General features: G+C 59.5%; 19 protein-coding genes. 6 read left to right on the top strand and 13 right to left on the bottom strand.

What is annotated here, in order from left to right:
* Positions 1 to 122: 122 nt before the first annotated feature.
* The 3 genes from rpsI to Q0677_RS05040 all read right to left on the bottom strand — a co-directional run bounded on the left by rpsI (position 123) and on the right by Q0677_RS05040 (position 2,637).
* A complete protein-coding gene (gene rpsI, locus Q0677_RS05030) occupies positions 123 to 611 on the bottom strand; it encodes a 30S ribosomal protein S9 (protein ID WP_298906593.1) in 489 nt (162 codons plus the stop codon).
* Between the two features lie 2 nt (positions 612 to 613).
* Entirely contained in the window at positions 614 to 1,078 is a 465-nt protein-coding gene (gene rplM / locus Q0677_RS05035) for a 50S ribosomal protein L13 (RefSeq protein WP_298906596.1), read from the bottom strand.
* 140 nt (positions 1,079 to 1,218) lie between these two features.
* Entirely contained in the window at positions 1,219 to 2,637 is a 1,419-nt protein-coding gene (locus Q0677_RS05040; protein ID WP_298906601.1) for a PLP-dependent aminotransferase family protein, read from the bottom strand.
* 94 nt (positions 2,638 to 2,731) lie between these two features.
* Here Q0677_RS05040 and Q0677_RS05045 point away from each other — a divergent pair, with 94 nt between their 5' ends.
* The gene (locus tag Q0677_RS05045) at positions 2,732 to 2,965 is read left to right on the top strand and encodes a DUF1127 domain-containing protein (protein WP_133488280.1); all 234 of its coding nucleotides are present in this window, start codon (positions 2,732 to 2,734) and stop codon (positions 2,963 to 2,965) included.
* A 49-nt stretch (positions 2,966 to 3,014) separates the two neighbouring features.
* Here Q0677_RS05045 and Q0677_RS05050 read toward each other — a convergent pair whose 3' ends face one another.
* Both Q0677_RS05050 and Q0677_RS05055 read right to left on the bottom strand, forming a co-directional pair.
* Entirely contained in the window at positions 3,015 to 4,004 is a 990-nt protein-coding gene (locus Q0677_RS05050; protein ID WP_298906610.1) for an SLAC1 anion channel family protein, read from the bottom strand.
* A 66-nt stretch (positions 4,005 to 4,070) separates the two neighbouring features.
* Positions 4,071 to 4,496 carry a PaaI family thioesterase gene (locus Q0677_RS05055; RefSeq protein WP_298906612.1) on the bottom strand — a complete coding sequence of 142 codons (426 nt, stop codon included), beginning with the start codon at positions 4,494 to 4,496 and terminating at the stop codon, positions 4,071 to 4,073.
* 56 nt (positions 4,497 to 4,552) lie between these two features.
* On the opposite strand from Q0677_RS05055, the gene Q0677_RS05060 reads away from it, so the two are divergent.
* Complete coding sequence (locus tag Q0677_RS05060) at positions 4,553 to 5,356, top strand: enoyl-CoA hydratase (RefSeq protein WP_298906613.1); 804 nt, start codon at positions 4,553 to 4,555, stop codon at positions 5,354 to 5,356.
* Here Q0677_RS05060 and Q0677_RS05065 read toward each other — a convergent pair.
* The gene (locus Q0677_RS05065; RefSeq protein WP_298906614.1) at positions 5,353 to 6,129 is read right to left on the bottom strand and encodes a class II glutamine amidotransferase; all 777 of its coding nucleotides are present in this window, start codon (positions 6,127 to 6,129) and stop codon (positions 5,353 to 5,355) included. The two genes, Q0677_RS05060 and Q0677_RS05065, sit on opposite strands and share 4 nt — an antisense overlap.
* Positions 6,130 to 6,162: 33 nt before the next feature.
* A complete protein-coding gene (locus Q0677_RS05070; protein ID WP_205669544.1) occupies positions 6,163 to 6,369 on the bottom strand; it encodes a DUF6356 family protein in 207 nt (68 codons plus the stop codon).
* Positions 6,370 to 6,479: 110 nt separating this feature from the next.
* Between Q0677_RS05070 and Q0677_RS05075 the strand changes: the two genes are divergently transcribed.
* The 4 genes from Q0677_RS05075 to Q0677_RS05090 all read left to right on the top strand — a co-directional run bounded on the left by Q0677_RS05075 (position 6,480) and on the right by Q0677_RS05090 (position 9,899).
* Positions 6,480 to 6,938 (top strand): Lrp/AsnC family transcriptional regulator, encoded by a 459-nt coding sequence (locus Q0677_RS05075; RefSeq protein ID WP_298906621.1) that lies wholly within the window; start codon positions 6,480 to 6,482, stop codon positions 6,936 to 6,938.
* Positions 6,939 to 6,994: 56 nt separating this feature from the next.
* Entirely contained in the window at positions 6,995 to 7,324 is a 330-nt protein-coding gene (locus tag Q0677_RS05080; protein ID WP_298906624.1) for an SMR family transporter, read from the top strand.
* Between the two features lie 102 nt (positions 7,325 to 7,426).
* The gene (gene typA / locus Q0677_RS05085) at positions 7,427 to 9,247 is read left to right on the top strand and encodes a translational GTPase TypA (protein WP_298906629.1); all 1,821 of its coding nucleotides are present in this window, start codon (positions 7,427 to 7,429) and stop codon (positions 9,245 to 9,247) included.
* Between the two features lie 70 nt (positions 9,248 to 9,317).
* Positions 9,318 to 9,899, top strand: a complete 582-nt coding sequence (locus tag Q0677_RS05090; RefSeq protein WP_298906633.1) for a VOC family protein — start codon at positions 9,318 to 9,320, stop codon at positions 9,897 to 9,899.
* Positions 9,900 to 9,902: 3 nt separating this feature from the next.
* Here the strand turns inward: Q0677_RS05090 and Q0677_RS05095 are convergent, their stop codons facing one another.
* The 6 genes from Q0677_RS05095 to guaB form a co-directional block, all read right to left on the bottom strand.
* On the bottom strand, positions 9,903 to 10,190 hold the full coding sequence (locus tag Q0677_RS05095; protein WP_282064954.1) for a DUF1330 domain-containing protein: 288 nt from the start codon (positions 10,188 to 10,190) through the stop codon (positions 9,903 to 9,905).
* A gap of 75 nt (positions 10,191 to 10,265) precedes the next feature.
* Entirely contained in the window at positions 10,266 to 12,911 is a 2,646-nt protein-coding gene (gene alaS / locus Q0677_RS05100) for an alanine--tRNA ligase (RefSeq protein ID WP_298906635.1), read from the bottom strand.
* 138 nt (positions 12,912 to 13,049) lie between these two features.
* Positions 13,050 to 14,126: a recombinase RecA gene (gene recA, locus Q0677_RS05105; RefSeq protein WP_298906637.1), complete on the bottom strand. Its 1,077-nt coding sequence runs from the start codon at positions 14,124 to 14,126 to the stop codon at positions 13,050 to 13,052.
* Positions 14,127 to 14,388: 262 nt separating this feature from the next.
* Complete coding sequence (locus Q0677_RS05110; protein WP_298906639.1) at positions 14,389 to 16,770, bottom strand: ATP-binding protein; 2,382 nt, start codon at positions 16,768 to 16,770, stop codon at positions 14,389 to 14,391.
* 90 nt (positions 16,771 to 16,860) lie between these two features.
* On the bottom strand, positions 16,861 to 18,030 hold the full coding sequence (locus tag Q0677_RS05115) for an RsmB/NOP family class I SAM-dependent RNA methyltransferase (protein ID WP_298906641.1): 1,170 nt from the start codon (positions 18,028 to 18,030) through the stop codon (positions 16,861 to 16,863).
* 21 nt (positions 18,031 to 18,051) lie between these two features.
* On the bottom strand, positions 18,052 to 19,500 hold the full coding sequence (gene guaB, locus Q0677_RS05120; RefSeq protein ID WP_298906645.1) for an IMP dehydrogenase: 1,449 nt from the start codon (positions 19,498 to 19,500) through the stop codon (positions 18,052 to 18,054).
* Positions 19,501 to 19,548 lie beyond the last annotated feature (48 nt).

A 19,548-nucleotide genomic window follows, 5' to 3' on the forward strand; every position in this document is an offset into this window, starting at 1 on the left:
CTAGGGCCGGGATATAGGCCATCGCCCTGCCCCCCGCAACATCAAACAGATGCAAATCGCACCCACGCAAAAGAAAAGGGCCGCCGAACCGGCAGCCCTTCCCAAATTCTGTATCTCGGCGATTAACGCTTCGAGAACTGGAACGAACGACGTGCTTTGCGGCGGCCGAACTTCTTACGTTCAACGACACGCGAGTCACGGGTCAGGAAGCCAGCAGCTTTCAGAGCGCCGCGCAGCGAGGGTTCGTAAAGCTGCAGAGCTTTCGAAATCCCGTGCTTAACCGCACCAGCTTGGCCCGACAGACCGCCGCCTTTAACGGTGGCAACCACGTCGAATTCGCCTTCAACACCAGCAACCTGAGCCGGCTGACGTACGATCAGCTGCAGCACGGGGCGTGCGAAGTATTTGTCCATTTCTTTACCGTTTACGGTGACCTTGCCGGAGCCCGGCTTGATCCACACGCGGGCAACAGCGTCTTTACGCTTGCCGGTGGCATAGGAACGACCCAGCTCGTCACGGACGGGCTCACGGGGGGCGGCAACCTCAACAACGGCTTCGGTGCCTTCTGCGACGGCGTTCAGCTCGTCCAGCGATTTGATCTCTTCAGCCATGATCAGCCCTCACGTGTGTTTTTGGGGTTCATCGACTTGACGTCCAGCACTTCGGGGCTCTGGGCCTCGTGGGGGTGCTCGGCGCCGGCGTATACGCGCAGGTTGGTCATCTGCTGACGGCTCAGTTTGCCGCCGGGCAGCATGCGCTGTACGGCTTTGGTCACCAGACGCTCGGGGTGTGCACCCTCGAGGATCTGACCCGCGGTGCGCGACTTGATGCCGCCCGGGTAGCCGGTGTGCCAGTAGTGCACTTTGTCGGTGCGCTTCTTGCCGGTCATTTGTACTTTGTCCGCGTTGATGACAATGACGTTGTCGCCCATGTCCATGTGCGGGGTGAAGGTGGCTTTGTGCTTGCCACGAAGACGCATTGCGATGATCGACGCAAGACGGCCCAGAACAACGCCTTCGGCGTCGATCAGGATCCATTTCTTGTCGATATCTGCAGGCGTTGCAGAGAACGTTTTCATGTGTTCAGCCCTGATTGGGTTTCGGATGGGGTGGTTTTAGTGATTTTGCAGAGCGGGTCAAGCGCAGTTTTCATGCGTTTTATTATGTAAAACAACAGCTTACAAATATGGTATTATTTTACCCCACTTATTTTCACCCCTCAGACACTTAAAGTATCGGTTGGATTGTCCAAAAGCGTGACTAATTCTGTCAGTACGCGCCTAAACCGTTCAAGCGGCATTTGTCCATTGACCGAAATGCGCACGGCCTGAGGCGATGGCCCGCCCCGCAACGCGAAATCATCACCGGGACGCACGCGAATGCCTTTCGTTTCTGCGACCTGACAGAAACTCGACACCCGCCAGCCCAAAGGCAACTTGAGCCAGAAGAACGGCACGTCGTGGCTCCAGCCAAGATCAAACCGCCCCAGCATGTTGACCGCGATCTCTATGTACTCTCGATTCCGACGGCGCATGTCCTCAATCGCCTTTGGCAGCTGCGGATGTGCGAGTACTTGATAGAGGATCTCGGCGGTGGGCGACGAAATGCCGAAATAGTTGACATCCACAACACGGCGCAGTTTCCCCGACCAGTTCGCGGGCGTCACCACATAGCCCGCCCGTAGCGCCGGAGAAATCGTTTTCGAGAAGGACGAAATGAACCAGGATTGCTCGGGCAACAGTGTGCGATAGCTGGGCGCCTGTGCTGGGCCAAGGCGATAGCAATCGTCCTGCACGACATGGAACCCGTGTTTACGCGCGATCTGCACGACCTCATGGCGGCGCTCCTCGCTGGTGACGCGGCAGGTTGGGTTGTGGGCTTCCGGCATGGTGAAGAACAGACTGGCCCCGCTGCTACGCGCCACATGCTCCAACGCCTGCGGATCAACGCCTTCGTCATCCATTGGGACAGCCACAACCTTGGCGCCGAGCAACTCGACCGCGCGACGCAGACCAGGATAGGAATGCTCCTCGACCATCACCACCCGCGGCCCTTCCGCCAGCAGGGTCTGCATAGACAGCATGATCGCGTTCTGCCCCCCGTTGGTGACCACAATGTCATCCGCGCCGATCCCGCTTCTTTCCTGTTCAGGGATGTGCGCCAGCAACGCCTCGCGCAAATAGCTTTGCGACCCATGGAATGGATACCGCAACAGCAACGTGTCTGGCAGATCCGCTGCCGCGCGAATGGCATCGCGAATAATGTCGACCTGCCCGACATCCGGTAGGCGCGGGGCGAACAGGAAATCCGTCTCAGGCTCACTGTGCAGCGCATGCGCCTGATGCTTCATATAGCCATCGCTTGGGGCTGGCTTCGCCTTGGGGCGCGCACCTTCTGGGCGCACAAATGTACCGCGCCCGACCTCGGCCGAGACCCAGCCCTCTTCGCCCAGAATGGAATAGGCCCGTGCCACCGTCCCCGGAGTGATTTTCAAATCCCATGCCAGCTCGCGCACGGGCGGCAGTTTCTCGCCCTCGGGCAGATCGCCGGATTTGATAGCAGCCACCAGTCCATCCACCAACCGGCGGTACTTAGGCCCCTGCCCGTCCATAAGCTGTTCCGAGAAAATTGTACCCATAACAATATTCCAATTGTGTGGCATGGATTCGCTTTGCATCAGTACATCATGGCATACACGCCATATTGTATCAATACAATTCTTGGAGTTTAAGATGGAACACGGAAACACGTACCGGCATGACCGGCTCGCCTTTCTTGACACGAACCGCCCGCTGCCCGCCCTGGCAGAAGTCGCGCTGGTTGTCGCCGTGACCGTCACCAAATGGCGCATGTTTCGCAGCACGCGATGTGCACTGAGGGATCTTCCAGACCACCTCTACAAAGATATCGGCATCACCAAGACCCAAGCGCAAATCGAGGCGGAAAAGCCCTTCTGGCGCGGGTGACGCTGAACCGAAACCTTTTCCTGGGCCGGGGCTTTCCCCGGCCATTTTTTTATTCCGGAACGCAAATTTCGCCGCGCAAAATTGCTTTCCCGGTCCGCCAGATCAGACCAGCGACCACCAGAACCAACACAATTAACAGGATAAAACCGATGTTGTGATGCGTGCGCGAACCATCCAACTGCGCAAAACGGAAAGAGGCGATCGATAGGGCGGCGATGGGGAAGCTCAGCGCCCACCAGCTGAGCGCGAAAGGCAGCTTGGCCAAACGCGGCACCTGCGCGATCACAAGGGCTGCAAAGATATACCCCGCATAAATCAGAAAGCGCGCGATCCCATCCACGTCTCCGGTCATGCTGACATAGGCCAGAAACGCGACAGCGGGTGGCGCGATCAGGATCACCATGGTGGGAAACAGCCGCGCGACGATGGGATCGTGGAAGATTAGGCGGTTCATCACCAGCGTGAGCAATACAATCCAGAAGATCATGCCGCCCGAGAAGAACAGCCACGATGTCTCGATGTACCCCATACGGGCGCCCAGAACGGGTACAATCACATTGCCCACCGCGGGAATGAACCATGCGGGCGTCAGATGGCCCACCTGAAAGGACCGATGGCTGATCCAGCCCGAGATTACCGCGATGGTCAGCACCCCCTGCCCGGCAACCCCGGCCAGCCACACATACTCGGCCAGCGCGGTGTTATACGGAAACACGGCCGTCGCCAGCAGCAGCAATGAGATCGAGATCGTTGGGAAGAAGGCCAGCTTCACCGGATGATGCCATTCCTCGGCCACGGCAGCGGGATGGCGCAGCGCCTTGGCGACATAGATCAGGGCAATCACGATCATCACCGCAGCCCCGATCAGCAGCATCAGCGAAGATGCAGGCTCTAGGATCGGCATCGCAGGGGCACCAGCATGCAGCGCCAAGGTCAGGCCCATCAGCCCCATCACGATGGCAAAGAAGGTGACCGGAAAATGCGCTAAGCGGCTGAACTCGGCGGCGTTCGGCTCGGGGGCTTGGGTCGTGTCAGACATGGGCGATATAATCCTCGCGCGACATATTGTAATTCTCTAATGTCGTGCGCCTTTCCCCTGCCCGGGTCAACCCCGTTCCGGCGGGATCGAGTATGTCAAACTGGCGCGGGCGACGGGGCGGTCGTCGCCTTCGGAATAGATCAGCACGTCGCCCACAGCGAGCACCTTACCCAGCTTGTGAATGGTCGCATGCGCCAGAAGGTCGGCACCAGAAGCCGGTTTGCGCATGAAATCGATCGAGCAGTTCGTCGTGACGGCCAGCGCCTTGGGGCCGATCATCGCCAACACCGCCAGATATATTGCAACGTCCGCAAGCGCGAACATGCTGGGGCCGGACACGGTCCCCCCGGGGCGCAGATGCTTGGTGTCGATCTTCTTGCGGATGATGGCGCGCATCGGTGCGACCTCGGCCACTTCGAAGTCATCGGCGACCTGCGGGAACTCGGCATGCAGGAACGCCTGCAAGTCACGTTGCGTCATTTTCAATTGCATGGTTTCCCCCTCGGTTTCTCGCGCCTATCGTGTGACGCGAACCATGGGAGGACAAGATGGCAGATCCACTTCTGATCCGCGAGGACGCAGCGTCAGTTGCGCGTTTGACGTTGAATAACCCCGGCGCGCTGAATGCGTTGTCGGATGCGATGCTGGCGGCCCTGAAAACCGAGCTTGAGGCGCTGGCCGAAGATAACTCGATCCGCGCGATTGTGATCGCGGGCGCAGGCAAGGTGTTCTGCGCGGGCCATGACCTGAAGGAGATGACCGCCGGCCGGGCAGCCGAGGATGGCGGACACGCCTATTTCAACGATCTGTTCTCGCGCTGCGCCGAGGTCATGACCTTGATCCCACGCCTGCCCCAACCCGTCATTGCCGAGGTGCATGGCATCGCCACAGCCGCGGGTTGCCAGCTCGCCGCGACCTGCGACATGGCCGTCGCCGCTGAAGGCACGCGGTTTGGCGTGAACGGCGTGAATATCGGTCTTTTCTGCTCAACCCCGATGGTGGCGCTGACCCGCAACGTCCCGCGCAAGGTGGCGTTCGAAATGCTGACGACCGGCGAGTTCATCGACGCCGCCCGCGCCCGCGAGGTTGGGTTGGTCAATCGCGTGGTGCCGCATGAGGACCTGCGTGCGGCCACCGACGAACTGGCCGCCACTGTGGCCTCGAAACTGGGTGCCGCCGTGAAAATCGGCAAATCCGCCTTCTATGACCAAGCGCTGATGGATCTGGAAGAGGCCTATGCCTTCACCGGCGGCGTGATGGCCAAAAACATGATGCTGCGTGACACGGCCGAGGGCATTCAGGCCTTCATCGAAAAGCGCAAGCCTGATTGGTCTCAGAACGAAGACGCTTAAGGCTGAAACGGCTCCACCGTCACATCGCGCCCCTCAAAGCGTGCGATGTGGCCTGGGGGCAGACAGATCCAGTCATCCTCGTCCCGGTCCAGCGGCTCGGACACGACGGCCCAGCCCTGACGGCTGTTAGACCAACGGTAATAGACGGACGGCGCATATTGGTCGGACGCACAACGCGCAGCCCACAGGGAGGTGCCGTCCGACAATGCTGCCGAGAGGCGCAGATGCGGTGTGGTCCCATGCTTGTGCGACAAGTTCAACAGCGCCCGCGTCGCCTGTTCCAAGGCTTGCGGCACAGTCGAACCCTGTTCAATCGCGTCCATCACCAGCAGAAACAGCACTTCGCTGTCCGTAGCGCCCTGCCGCTTGTGATAAAGACCATCCGGGATCAGCATGTCTGCCTGCTTGCGGAACGTCTCGAACCCGCCGATCTGGCCGTTATGCATGAAGCTCCAGTGCTTATAGGCAAACGGATGGCAGTTGTTCCGGCTGGTGGCCGACCCGGTCGAAGCCCGCACATGGGCCAGAAACAGGCGCGACTTCACCTGATGCGCAATGGCGCGCAGGTTCGGATCAGACCACGCAGGCAACACATCGCGATAAAGCCCCGGCTCCGCGCGGTGATCATACCACGCCACCCCGAACCCATCGGCGTTGATGGCGGTCTTCGCCTCTTCTGCTTCCTGACTTTGCTGGATCAGCGAATGGCCGGGCTGGACCACGACCTCTTCCATGAAAATCGGTGCGCCCAGATAGGCTGCCCAACGGCACATGCTGCCCCCTTGCTCTACTCTGACCCGACAGGCTTATTGGCCGCGATTATGGGTCTTTGCATAAAGCCGCGCGGTAATGCGGCTGGCCGTTTTCTCGAACGCGGCCGGAATTAAGGCATGTATAAGGGCGGCACCCGCCGCCAGAAAGAGCCAAAAGCTGAACGTGGCGGCAAATCGGGCGTGCTGGAAATAGGTTTCGTCCACGGATTGCGGGTGCTCGATGAAAATGCGGTTGATCATGGTCTCTCTCCTGTTGCGTGACACCATGATAGGCCTTGTGGCCGTGCAGAGTTCCCAATCTCAGGGCACTTTCGATTGATTGTGTGATTTTTTCCCACTAATGTTCCCATATGCATGACATTGACACAATTGACCGTAAAATCCTGAGCGCCCTGCAACAGGACGCCGATCAAAGCCTTGAAGAGCTGGGCGCCAAGGTGGGCCTGTCGCGCAATGCCTGCTGGCGGCGCGTGCGCATCCTTCAGGACAGCGGGATCATTCGCAAACGCGTCGCCCTTCTGGATCCCCAGAAACTGGGCCTCGGTCTGTCTGTGTTCATTCAGGTCCGCACGTCGAACCACGACCCGGACTGGCTGAAAAAATTCTCGCGCGCCGTGAAGCTGATGCCCGAGATCCTGGGCGCTTATCGCATGACCGGCGATCTGGATTACCTGATCCACGCACGTGTGTATGACGTGAAAGACTATGACGCGCTTTATCAACGCCTGATCGAGAAAGTGGACCTAAGCGATGTCTCGGCCAGCTTCGTCATGGAAGAGTTGAAGGAAACGACAGAACTGTCGCTTTAGGACCTGACAGCCCGAAATCGGCGATCTAGAACGGCTCTGCAACAGAAAGCAAAGCTATGCCCTATCTGATCCTGATCCTCGCCGTCATTGCCGAAACCATCGGCACCACCGCCCTGCAAGCCAGCCAGCAATTCACGCGGCTTGCGCCGTCGGTGACGGTGGTCGTGGCCTATGGGATCAGCTTTTTTCTGCTGGGTTGGGCGCTGAAATATATGGCCGTGGGCGTGGCCTATGCCATCTGGTCGGGGCTGGGCATCGTGCTGATCGCGGGTATTGGATATGCGTTGTTTGGTCAAAAACTGGACCTCCCCGCCCTTCTGGGTCTGTCGATGATCCTAGGTGGTATTCTGATCATTCACCTGTTTTCGCAGTCGGCCCAGCACTGAACAGGCGAAATACCCGCGCCCGCGCGCATTTCCACTGGCAATCGCGCCCCAACCGGGCTATGCGCGCCCTAACTTATCCCTTTTCTTTCGAAGGTGGCCCTTATGGACCTGCGCAATATTGCGATCATCGCACACGTTGACCACGGCAAAACGACCCTTGTTGACGAGCTTCTGAAACAATCCGGCGCGTTCCGGGAAAACCAGGCCGTGGCCGAGCGCGCCATGGACAACGACGCCATCGAACGCGAGCGTGGCATCACGATTTTCGCCAAGCCCACTTCGGTCGAATGGAAAAACACCCGGATCAACATCGTTGACACCCCCGGCCACGCCGACTTCGGTGGCGAGGTTGAGCGCATCCTGTCGATGGTCGACGGTGTTGTTCTGCTGGTGGACGCCGCCGAAGGTCCGATGCCGCAGACCAAGTTTGTGACCTCGAAGGCACTGGCGCTGGGCCTGCGCCCGATTGTGGTGCTGAACAAAGTGGACAAGCCCGACGCGGAACCTGACCGCGCGCTGGACGAATGCTTTGACCTTTTCGCCAGCCTTGAAGCCAATGAAGACCAGCTGGACTTCCCGCATATGTACGCCTCGGGCCGTTCGGGCTGGGCCGATCACGAGCTGGACGGGCCGCGCAAAGACCTGCACGCCCTGTTTGACCTGATCGTCAACCACGTCCCTGCCCCGAAGCAGATTGCCCGTCAGGACGAAGATTTCCGTATGCTGGCCACCACGCTGGGCTCGGACCCGTTCGTGGGCCGCATTCTGACCGGCCGTGTTGAAAGCGGCACGCTAAAAGTGGGCGCCACCGTGCAAGCCCTCAGCCGTATTGGCCAAAAGATCGAACAGTTCCGCGTCACCAAGATCCGCGCCTTCCGCGGTCTGGAAGAGGCGGATATCGACGAAGCACAGGCCGGTGACATCGTCTCGATCGCGGGTATGTCGAAAGCCACCGTTGCTGACACGATCTGTGCGCTGGCCGTGGACGAACCGCTGGACGCCCAACCCATCGATCCGCCCACCATCACCGTGACCTTCGGCATCAACGACAGCCCGCTGGCGGGTCGTGATGGCAAGAAAGTCCAGTCGCGCGTCATCCGTGATCGTCTGATGAAGGAAGCGGAATCGAACGTCGCCATCAAGATCGAAGACACCCCCGGCGGAGAGGCCTTCGAGGTCTCGGGCCGTGGCGAACTTCAGATGGGCGTTCTGATCGAGAATATGCGCCGCGAAGGGTTCGAGCTGTCGATTTCGCGCCCGCAGGTCATCATGCGTGAAGAAAACGGCGTGAAAGTCGAACCGATCGAGGAAGTCACCATCGACGTGGATGACGAATACTCGGGCGCCGTGATCGAGAAACTGACCGGCGCGCGCAAAGGCGAGTTGGTCGAGATGCGCCCGGCTGGCGCAGGCAAAACCCGCATTATCGGTCACGTGCCGTCGCGCGGGTTGATCGGCTATCACGGCGAATTCCTGACCGACACGCGCGGCACCGGCGTGCTGAACCGCGTGTTCCACGGCTGGGCGCCCCACAAAGGTCCGATCCCGGGCCGTCGTGCAGGCGTTCTGATCTCGATGGAGAACGGCCAGTCGGTTGCCTTCGCCCTGTGGAACCTGGAAGATCGCGGCAAGATGTTCATCGGCGCTCAGGCAGATGTCTATCAGGGCATGATCATCGGCGAGCATTCGCGCGACAACGATCTGGAAGTAAACCCGCTGAAAGGCAAGAAGCTGACCAACGTGCGTGCCTCGGGCTCGGACGAAGCTGTGCGCCTGACCACCCCCGTCACGCTGTCGCTGGAAGAGGCCATTGCCTATATCAACGACGACGAACTGGTCGAGGTGACACCCGAAAACGTGCGTCTGCGCAAACGCTATCTGGACCCGCATGAACGCAAGCGGATGGCAAAAGCCAACGCCTGATCCAATCGCAGGCTTTGCGTTTCAGCCCTCGCACCTTAAGCTCCTTCCATCGTCGATGGGAGGAGCAATCATGAGAAAGATACAAGTTCAGGGTGTGCATCACATCACGATCAACGGGGCCGATCGTCAAACTTCGATTGATTTTTGGGAGGGCGTGCTGGGCATGCCCTTTATTTTTGACCAACCCAATCTGGACAACCCGAAAGAGGGGCATCTCTATTTCGATCCCGGAGATGGTCGGTTGATCACCATCTTCACCAATGAAGAGCGCCCCCCGGACCCGACCGCCACCCCGAACCGCCCGGGTGCGGTTCATCATCTGGCGTTTGCTGTGGATCGTGCGACATTTCTGCAGGCGATAGAGCGGCTCGACGAACGGCAGATCAGCCATTCCGGCCCGAAAGATCGCGGCTTCATGGATTCTGTGTATTTCCGCGACCCGTTGGGATTATTGATCGAACTGGCAAGCTATAAGTTCACGCCGCCTGCCGGATCCACCCATGCTGACGTCCTGATCCGCGCGCACCGACTGCGTGTGGCGCGCGGGAATTACAACATCGCAGAGGAACATCTGGCAGACGCAATCGAAGAGCTGGTCGCACTGCGGCAAGAATCTTTGTCCAGTGACCGAGGTCCCGGAAACCCCTATTGACGCCTATTCGTCCGTTTCGACGATCAGCAATTCCCGCTCGGACGCGTTGCGGGCGTGGCTCAGCGCCTCTTGGTATTCGGGCGAGTGATAGCAGGCCTCGGCGGCCTCGACGCTGTCGAACTTGGCTACCACGTTGCGCGGACGGTCTTTGCCTTCAAGCTGCACATAGCGGCCACCTCGGGCGATGAACTTGCCGCCGTGTTTCGCAACGGCGGGACCGGCCAGCTTGGCATATTTGCCATAAGCCTCTTCATCGGTGACGGTGACGTGAGCAATCCAAAGGGCGGGCATGTGGGGTCTCCTTAACGAAAAAAGCCGCGTATCGGGGGAACGATACGCGGCCTTTTTGTGTTTGGAAAGGGTGGTTTAGCCTGCGATGGCCGCCTCGGCTGCGGCAATCGCTTCCGCTGCTTTCGATGCGTCCGCACCACCGCCCTGCGCCAGCTCGGGACGGCCACCACCGCCCTTTCCGCCCAGTTCCGGCACAGCGGCCTTCACCAGATCCACCGCCGACAGATTGTCAGTCAGATCCGAGGTCACGCCAGCGGCAACAGCTACCTTACCCTCATTGTCCGAGATGATCAGGACCGCACCAGATCCCAGCGCGTCTTTCTGTTCATTCACAAGAGCTTGCAGGTCTTTGCCGCCCACGCCAGAAATCGACATGGCCAGGAATTTCACGCCGTTGATCTCTTTCGCTTCCGCACCCGCACCGGCCGCTTTTGCCAGCTCGCGCTTCAGGTTGGAAATCTCGGCTTGCAGCGCCTTGCGTTCGTCCATCAGGCCTTTCACGCGGTCCACAACGTCTTCCGGTTTGGCTTTCAGCATGCCCTGCAGTTCAGCGCCACGCGCGGCTTCAGCTTCGATATGCGCCACGGCGGCTTTGCCGGTCAGCGCCTCGATCCGGCGAATGCCTGCCGCGGACGCGCCTTCCGACAGGATCACACAGATGCCGATATCGCCGGTCTGTTTGACATGGGTACCACCGCAAAGTTCGATCGAATAGGTCTCGCCATTCGTGCCTTTGCCAGTCGCCGCATGCCCCATCGAGACCACGCGCACCTCGTCACCATATTTCTCGCCAAAAAGCGCCTGCGCACCCATGTCACGCGCGTCATCCGGCGTCATGATCCGGGTTTCGACGGGCGTGTTCTGGCGGATATAGGTGTTCACCTCACGGGCAATATTGCCCAATTCCTGCGGGGTGACGGCTTTGTTGTGGCTGAAGTCAAAGCGCAGACGATCATCCGCATTCAGCGACCCGCGCTGAGCCACATGTTCGCCCAACTCGTTGCGCAGCGCCTCGTGCAGCAGGTGCGTGGCCGAGTGGTTGGCGCGAATGGCGGTGCGGCGCAGGTGGTCCACGGCCAGTTCTGCGCCCTGCCCTTTGCTGATCACGCCTTCGTCAATCTTGGCCACGTGGATGAAGACATCCGCAACCTTCTTGGTGTCAGTCACATGGGCCGAGCCGCTTTCGGTGCGGATCAGGCCGGTGTCGCCCACCTGACCACCGCTTTCGGCGTAGAAGGGCGTCTGGTTCACCACGATTTGCACCTCGTCGCCAGCCTTTACGCTGTCAACAATCGCGCCATCCTGGACCAGCGCCAGAACCTGACCCTCGGCATGTTCAGTGTCATAGCCGAGGAATTCGGTCACGCCGTTCTGTTCGGCCAGATCGAACCAGATGGTCGCATCGGCAGCTTCGCCCGAACCAGACCACGCGGCGCGCGCGCGCGCCTTCTGCTCTTCCATCGCAGCGTCAAAGCCCGGCTGATCCACGCCCAGACCTTTTTCGCGCAGCGCATCCTGCGTCAGGTCCAGCGGGAAGCCGTAGGTGTCATAGAGTTTAAATGCGGTTTCGCCGGGAAGGTCCGCGCCCTCGGCCAGACCGGACACTTCGTCATCTAGCAGCTTCAGGCCACGATCCAGCGTCTTCTTGAAGCGGGTTTCTTCGTTCAGAAGCGTCTCTTCGATCATCATCTGACCGCGGCTGAGTTCCGGATAGGCCTGCCCCATCTGGGCCACCAGCTCGGGCACCAGACGGTGCATGACCGGATCCTTCGCGCCCAACAGATGCGCGTGGCGCATAGCGCGGCGCATGATGCGACGCAGCACATAGCCACGGCCTTCGTTTGACGGCATCACGCCATCCGCAATCAGGAACGAGGTCGAGCGCAGATGGTCCGCGATCACGCGGTGATGCACGTTCTTGTCGCCATAGGGATCCACGCCGGTCGCGTGGGCAGACGCCTCGATCAGCGACTTGAACAAATCGGTGTCATAGTTGTCATGGCTACCCTGCAAGAGCGCGCCAATACGTTCCAGCCCCATGCCGGTGTCGATCGACTGCATGTCCAGATCAATCATCGAGCCGTCTTCGAACTGCTCGTTCTGCATGAACACGATGTTCCAGATCTCGATGAAACGGTCGCCATCTTCCTCGGGCGAACCGGGAGGGCCACCCCAGATGTGCTCGCCGTGATCATAGAAAATCTCGGTGCACGGGCCGCAAGGACCGGTCGGGCCCATCTGCCAGAAATTGTCGGACGTCGCGATCCGGATGATCCGATCTTCGGGCACACTGAGGCTTTTCCAGATATCAAATGCTTCGTCATCGGTGTGATAAACCGTGACGTAGAGACGTTCCTTCGGGATCCCAAATTCCTTGGTGATCAGGTTCCACGCAAAGGGAATGGCCTCTTTCTTGAAGTAGTCTCCAAAGCTGAAGTTGCCCAGCATCTCGAAGAACGTGTGGTGACGCGCCGTGTAGCCCACATTGTCCAAATCGTTGTGCTTGCCGCCCGCACGTACACATTTCTGCGCCGTCGTCGCCCGCACATAGTCGCGTTTTTCCACCCCAGTGAAGAGGTTTTTGAACTGCACCATGCCCGAGTTCACGAACATCAGCGTCGGATCATTGCGTGGCACCAGCGGAGAGCTGTCCACGATCGTGTGCCCTTCGCGTTCAAAATAGTTCAGAAAAGTCGAACGGATATCGTTGAGGCTGGCCATTTTGTCTCGTCTCTTATGCGCTGTCGGTTTCGTTTACCCTTGCGCGCGCGTGCTGTCCACTGCGTGTCGCATCTTCAGCGGACACAATGAAAAAAGGACCGGCCGGGGCCAGTCCTTTGATCAAATTATCGGGGGAAATTAGGCCTCAAGCAGCCCGTCATCATCCTCGCCCTTCTCATGTTCTGGCATGTCGAAATCCAGACCATGGGCTGCGCGGATCTTGTCTTCGATCTGCAGCGCGGTGCGTTTATGTTCGCGCAGGTAATTCTTGGCGTTTTCACGCCCCTGCCCGATCCGTTCGTCGCCATAGCTGAACCAGGCGCCGGATTTCTCGACCACGCCGGCCTTTACGCCAAGGTCCAAAAGTTCGCCCATTTTCGAGATGCCTTCGCCATACATGATGTCGAATTCAACCTGTTTGAACGGGGGTGCCACCTTGTTCTTCACGACCTTCACGCGGGTGGCGTTGCCAACCACCTCGTCCCGGTCCTTGATCGCGCCGATGCGGCGGATGTCTAGACGAACCGAGCTGTAGAATTTCAGCGCGTTACCGCCGGTGGTGGTTTCGGGGCTGCCGAACATCACGCCGATTTTCATACGGATCTGGTTGATGAAGATCACCATGCAGTTCGAGCGCGCAATCGACGAGGTCAGCTTGCGCATGGCCTGGCTCATCAAACGGGCCTGAACACCCACATTGCTGTCGCCCATGTCGCCTTCCAGTTCGGATTTCGGCGTCAGCGCCGCGACCGAGTCGACCACGACCATGTTCACCGCGCCCGAACGCACCAGCGTGTCCACGATTTCCAGCGCCTGTTCCCCGGTGTCCGGCTGCGAAATCAGCAGCTCGTCCAGATCAACGCCCAGCTTCTTGGCATAGAGCGGGTCCAGCGCGTGTTCCGCATCCACAAACGCACACACGCCACCCTTTTTCTGCTCTTCGGCAACACAATGCAGCGTCAGAGTCGTCTTACCCGAGCTTTCCGGGCCATAGATTTCCACGATCCGGCCCTTCGGCAGACCGCCAATCCCCAGTGCAATGTCCAGCCCCAGCGACCCGGTCGAGGTGCTTTCGATCTCGGCCACCGGATTGTCCGCGCCAAGTTTCATGATCGAGCCCTTGCCGAACTGACGTTCGATCTGGGCCAGCGCGCTGTCGAGCGCTTTTTGCTTGTCGCTGTCTTTCTTCATCTGAAAAATATCCGCTGTTGCCATCTCTTGCCCTCACTTATTCCACACCCGCCTGCATGCGGCAATCACAGGATTGTTCCCGTCTTGTTCTCACTTCACTGTATGAGTACAAAAAAGGAACAATTCAAGTAAAGTTTTTCCTATTCGTGAGCCTACGATCGAAGAGTAACCAAGTTCTTAACGCCAGATAGATTTCTTCACAGGGGCAGCCAGAGAAGATATTACCACATCAATTCAATGCGATACGGCACTTGCTGAACGTAGTTGATTTGTTCCTCAGGGGCTCTCAGTGGATCTGATCATTCACGGTGGCGGTCAGATCCGTCAAAGAGAACGGCTTCGGCAGGAAGACCGAGTTCGGAATGCGGGCCTGATGGTCGGCCACCGAATCCTCGGCATATCCAGACATGAAGACCACTCGCACGCCGGGGCGATCTTCAAGCGCCTGCGCCACCCATGTCGGGCCGTCCATTCCGGGCATGATCACGTCCGTTACAAACACATCTACTTTAAGCGCGGTGTCCTCAAGCACCTGCAAAGCTTGCTCGGCGCAGTCAGCCTCTAGAACGGTAAACCCACGCATACGAAGCGCACGCGACGCAAAGGCCCGGACGGGGGCTTCATCCTCGACCAGAAGGACCACACCTCCGGCTTCGTCGTCCGATTGCGCTGGCTGATGGGTCACTGTCGTCGTATCGAGGACCAAATCAAGCTCAGGCAGCGGCGCGTCTAGCGTGGGGGGCTGATCCGCCACCTCCGCATCGTCTTCCGGCGGGTCGATTTCTCGGCTCACCGGGAAGTAAAGCGTAAACGTCGTGCCCTGCCCCGGCAGCGAGTCGGCGAAGATATATCCGCCCATCTGCTTTACGATGCCATAGGCCATCGACAGACCAAGCCCGGTGCCCTTGCCCGCCTTCTTGGTGGTAAAGAACGGCTCGAAAATTTTGCCCATTTTGTCAGTCGGAATCCCCGTGCCCTCGTCAATTACACGGATGGCGACGTAATCGCCGGGCGGAACGCTGGCTCGGTCGCGTTGCAGGGCTGTTTCCAAGAACACATTGCGCGTTTCGACGCGGATCGTGCCTCCGTCCTGCATTGCATCGCGCGCGTTCACTACGAGGTTCATGATCACCTGATCCAGCTGCCTTCGGTCTGCACGAATAGGCATAAGCTCGGCGTCATGATCCAGTTGAAGCGATATCTTTTCGCCCACCAGACGGTTCAGAAGATGCGTCAGATCCGCAAGCGAGTCTGTCAACAGAAGCTTTTCGGGCCGCAAGGTCTGCTTGCGCGAGAATGCCAGAAGCTGCCGGACCAGCGCAGCGGCGCGGTTGGCATTCTGAATGATCTGCGACAGGTCGGAATAGGCCGGGTCCTGTTCATCCCGCCCCATCATCAGTAGATCGCAATGGCCAGAGATCGCGGTGAGCAAGTTGTTGAAATCATGCGCAACGCCGCCTGCCAGCTGGCCAATCGCCTCCATCTTCTGGCTTTGCACGAACTGGGCTTCTAGCGACTTCAGCTCGGTCGCGTCCTGAAGCACGGCGACCAGAGCAGGATTATTTTCTTCGCTGATCTGCGCCAGAGAAATCTGGATAAACACGTCTTCATCGGTGCGTGTCGCGCGGACAATCTCGGATCGGCCAAGATGCCGCCCGGCATGGGCCTCGCGCAGCCATTCGGACACGGGGCGGCCCAGCCCCTCAACCTGATCCGCCATCAGGGATCCAATCGCGTCCTTGTCCCCCAAAAGGTCGCGGGCACGGCGGTTGGCCATGGTGATGCGCCCACCAATGTCGAGCTTCAGCAGTGGGACCGGAAGCCCGTCGATAAAAGCCCACTCATCTGTCGACAGCTCGGGCGCAGAGCTTGGCGGCAGCAGATAGATTTCGCGCCGTCCAGCCGAAGTTGGCAGTTCGCAGACCAAGGCAGGCACCTGTCCGTCGCGACCAGACACTTGCATAATCGTACCCGGCTGGATGGGGAATTCCGTGAAAATCCGGTCCAGCGTGGTTTCGCGCCCACCCAGCAGATTGCGCGCGGCATCGTTCATGAACAGGATGGTCCCGGTTTTCGAGGCGGTCATCATCGGAAGTCCAATATGCTCGCCGCCACGCACACCTGCATCCCGCAATGAATATTGCTCTAACCGCCAGAGGAACCCATTCTCTTCGACAAGGTGGATCTGAATGCGTATGCGCCCGCGCGCGGTGTTGACCTCTTCCTTTGCGTGCCCCAACGCCTGCGCCCGGCCCTGCAACCCATAAAGAACCGAGGCCGGAGCCGCATAGTAGTCCGCCAGTTGCATCGACAGGGCGTTGTCGGATGCGCCCTCGAACAGTTCGCGTGCTGCGGCGTTGCGATAGATGACCGCGCCGTCAGCATCCGTCAGGAAGGCAGCGGTGGTGTCATTTTCAAACAGGCCCGACAAAGCGGATGCCAGCCGCCCGCGCCGCCATTTTTGAAACAGATAAAGACCACCGATGAGCGTGGCCAAGCTCACGAAAGCCAAACCGGTCAGTGTCAGCCCAAGTTCGACCTGAGGCGACGCAGCCATCCAAGCTGCCCCCAAAAACGCGGCGCCGATCACCATCAACAGCAATGTTCTGGGCGCAAGGCGCAGTGCGACAAGAGCAAGGGGGTGCGACGTGAAGGCAAGTGAGTGCACGATGGTTCCTTCTCAGAAATCCCCTCTTTTCTGAAAGAAGAGGGTTAATGTCCGATTAATGAAGGAAGGTAAACTACCTATGATTGTTTTTTATTTGCCGGAATTGTGCATAAGTTGTGACACGTAAAATCCATCACCGCCATCCAGCGGTGTGAATTGGCGTTCGGCTGTGATCTGGTAGCCATCACAATCACTTAGAAACGCCTGTACCTGATCCTGATTTTCGTTTTTCAGGACCGAGCAGGTCGCATAGGCCATGCTCCCGCCTTGTGTCAGATAGGATGGCATGGCGCGCAGGATGTCCCGCTGGGCGGACTGGATCTTGGCCAGTTTCTCGGGCGTCAAAAGCCACTTCCCATGCGGGGCACGGCGCCACGAGCCACTGCCGGAACATGGCGCGTCTGCCAGCACCAGATCGAAGCCGCCAAGCCCCTTCAGGTCACTGTGCCGGACGCATTTGATCGCAACACCGGCGCGTTCTGCCCGCACCGGGATGTCTTTCATCCGCTCCCACGACAAATCATGGGCGGTGACATCAGCACCAAGAGCGGCCATGGCCAGTGCCTTGCCGCCACCACCTGCGCAATAGTCCAGAACCCGCATGCCGGGCTGGATGTTCAACGCCTCGATCACGGCTTGGGACGCCGCATCCTGAAGCTCGACATAGCCGTCCAGAAAGGCGCGTGAGGTTTTGATTTTGCGCGGGTTTGTGACAACTTCCAGCGCCGTGGACGCCAGAGAAGACGGCTGCGTGTCGATCCCATCCTCGGCCAAGATCGCCGCCGCCTTCTCGCGATCGCATTTCACCATATTGGCGCGCACGAACACGGGCGCCCGGCTGCGCAAGCTGTTCAGAACTTCATCTGCATCGGCTCCTAGGCTGCGATCAAACTCTGGCAACAGCCAGTCCGGGCAGTCCAACGCCTGCGCGCGGGTCATCTGAGCCGTGACAGACATTTCAGGCGCAGTCAGCGCGGCAGGCGCGTGGCCTTCCCCAGTGAACAGTTCGGCCGGATCACCCCCCTGCCCGCGCAGAAGCCCGATCATCACGGCGCGTCCATCCGTGCCACCGCCAAGCGCCTTTGACGACGCCAACCGGCGCACGGCATCAAATACGTGATCGCGGATGGCGGCCCGGTCTTTCGAGCCTGCAAACCGGTGGCTGCGCGCCCAGCCGGTCAGGGCTTGTTCGACCGGTGTGCCGGACAGATAGCTGTCCAGCACCTCGATCGCGGCGGCCACGCGGGCTCCGGGTGTCATTGCAGGCTCTCAGTCATCTAGCTAGCCGATCCGATAGTTCGGGCTTTCACGGGTGATCTGAACGTCATGCACATGGCTTTCCTTCAGGCCCGCGCCGGTGATTTTCACGAACTGACAGTTCTTGCGCATCTCGTCCACGGTGGCGTTGCCGGTATAGCCCATGGCAGCCCGCAGACCGCCCACCAATTGGTGGATCACGGTGCCGGCCGGGCCTTTATAGGGCACCTGACCCTCGATGCCTTCCGGGACCAGCTTGTCGGACGCTGCATCCTTCTGGAAATAGCGATCTGCCGAGCCACGGGCCATCGCACCAAGCGACCCCATGCCGCGATAGGCTTTGAACGAACGACCCTGATACAGGATCACCTCGCCCGGGCTTTCATCGGTGCCTGCGATCATCGAGCCAACCATGGCGCAGCTTGCGCCCGCCGCAATCGCCTTGGCGAAGTCGCCCGAGAACTTGATGCCGCCGTCGGCAATCACCGGGATGTCGCCTGCCGCTTTCGCACAGTCCGAAATCGCGGTCAGCTGTGGCACGCCCACACCGGCAACCATCCGCGTGGTGCAGATCGAGCCGGGGCCGATGCCCACTTTCACCGCATCTGCACCTGCGTCGATTAGGGCACGGGTGGCGTCTCCGGTTGCCACGTTGCCAGCAATCACCTGAACCGAGCTCGACAGCGCTTTCACGCGCTTCACGGCCTCGATCACACCTTCCGAGTGCCCATGTGCGGTATCGACAACCACAATGTCCACGCCCGCATCAATCAGCATTTCCGAACGTGCAAATCCGCTGTCACCAACCGAGCTGGCCGCAGCAACACGCAGACGGCCCAGATCGTCCTTACAGGCGGTCGGGTTCAGAACGGCTTGTTCTGTGTCTTTCAGGGTCAGAAGACCGGTCAGTTTACCTTCGGCATCGGTCACCAGCAGCTTCTCGATCCGGCGGGCCTTCATCAGGCTCTTCGCCTCTTCCAGCTCGGCAGGTTCCTGCAGCATCGCCAGATTGTCCGAGGTCATCATGACCGAAACTGGCGTGTCGTCGGAGGTGGCAAAACGCATGTCGCGGTTGGTCACGATGCCCACCACGCGGCCGTCCGGGCCAACGACCGGGAAACCGGTGACACGATAGCGTTCCTGCAGCGCCTTGGCGTCCGCCAGTGTCTGGTCGGCGGTCAGCGTAATCGGGTTATAAACAATCCCGCTTTCGAAACGCTTCACGCGGCGCACCTGACGGGCTTGCTCTTCCGCGTCCAGGTTCTTGTGGATCACGCCCATGCCGCCAGCCTGCGCCATCGCAATGGCCATGCGGGCCTCGGTCACGGTGTCCATCGCGGAACTCAAAAGCGGGATATTCAGCGCGATCGAGCGGGTCACATGGGTGGACGTATCCGCAGTCGAGGGCAGCACGTTGCTGGCCGCCGGCACCAGCAGGACATCATCAAAGGTAAGGGCCTCGCGAATCTCCATGAGCGTTCTCCTTGGGAGTTTTCGTTTGGCACGTCCCTATCTCATGGG

It is taken from the genome of uncultured Aliiroseovarius sp. (assembly GCF_947492455.1).
Classification (GTDB): Bacteria; Pseudomonadota; Alphaproteobacteria; order Rhodobacterales; family Rhodobacteraceae; genus Aliiroseovarius.